The organism is Acinetobacter brisouii (assembly GCF_008993995.1).
GTDB classification, from domain to species: Bacteria; Pseudomonadota; Gammaproteobacteria; order Pseudomonadales; family Moraxellaceae; genus Acinetobacter; species Acinetobacter brisouii_A.
Genome location: NZ_BKNN01000175.1, coordinates 1 through 675 on the forward strand (window position 1 = coordinate 1; position 675 = coordinate 675).

Consider the following 675-nt stretch of genomic DNA (forward strand, 5'->3'; position numbering starts at 1 on the left):
AATGACAAATTCTTAGGTTTCTTGATTGGAATGAGTAACTTACTCTTAATCTGATGAAATCCTTTATAGGCTAAATCTGCCATAATACAAGGATAAATGACCATCTCCTTCAAATACTTACGCGCAATCGTCAGATCGTGTTTTCTGCCATCTTCAATCTGTATACTTACAATTTGCTTTAATTTTGGGTTAAAAATGACCTGTGTTTTTAGCGTATGTTTCTTCTTTTTACCGCTATAGAATTTTCTTTGTTTTTTTGGGGACGCTCAATCTGTGACTCAGTGACATCAACGATTACATAATCCTCCTCACTAAACTTTTGATTCCTTTTAGGCAATGCGAAAATCCGTGATTGAATCAGAGCATTTTCAACTTTCTGAATCGTACGATTCACATTACTTTCAGCTAGGTTATAGTCGGCGGATAACTCAATTTGAGTACTATAACAGCGTAAGTAGTTTAAAGTTAACAACAATTGATCCTCTAAACACAATGAATGAGGTCTTCCAGATTTTTTCTTGGCGAGTTCAGCGTGTTGTAACACTGATACCATTTTTAAGAATAATGGACGAGGAATTCCAACAAGTCGTTTAAATTCCCCATCATTAAATCTAGTTAAATTTTCATATTTCATGGGACTAGTATAAACAATTTTTTACTTTCGCAAGAGGTCTA

The 675-nt window shown here is 34.2% G+C and carries 1 pseudogene; it reads right to left on the reverse strand.

Annotated features, from left to right (window positions below):
• Nucleotides 1–634, reverse strand: a pseudogene (locus GBN19_RS15525) (transposase family protein); the annotation flags it as partial.
• Nucleotides 635–675: the final 41 nt, after the last annotated feature.